Origin of the sequence: Undibacterium sp. RuTC16W (assembly GCF_049339445.1) — a bacterium.
Classification (GTDB): domain Bacteria; phylum Pseudomonadota; class Gammaproteobacteria; order Burkholderiales; family Burkholderiaceae_D; genus Undibacterium.
On record NZ_JBMPPE010000132.1, the window covers coordinates 1 to 279 of the forward strand.

Annotated in this window: 1 protein-coding gene and 1 pseudogene; both read right to left on the minus strand. The window is 58.1% G+C overall.

What is annotated here, in order from left to right; genetic code table 11:
- Positions 1-174 (minus strand): ATP-binding cassette domain-containing protein (locus tag ACO0K4_RS19810; RefSeq protein WP_422958364.1); only part of this gene is annotated, 174 nt, incomplete at its 3' end.
- Positions 174-279 (minus strand): annotated as a pseudogene (locus tag ACO0K4_RS19815) (ABC transporter permease); the annotation flags it as partial. The gene ACO0K4_RS19810 and the pseudogene ACO0K4_RS19815, both read right to left, overlap by 1 nt.

A 279-nucleotide genomic window follows, 5' to 3' on the forward strand; every position in this document is an offset into this window, starting at 1 on the left:
CGGCGCAAAGCCGGCCACCGCGTTTAGCAAGGTCGATTTGCCGCAGCCGGATGGCCCGAGCAGGCAGACGAACTGCCCCTGCGGGATTTCAAGGTTGATGTCCTTGAGCGCCACCACTTCGCGTTCGACGGTCTGGAACACCTTGTTTACTTGCGATACGAGGATGTGCGTCATCAGTTTTCCAATCCCCGGTGCCAGCGCAGCAGGTAGTTATTCAGCTTGTTCATGCCGACGTCGATGGCGAGGCCGATCAAACCAATCGTAATCATGCCGGCGATG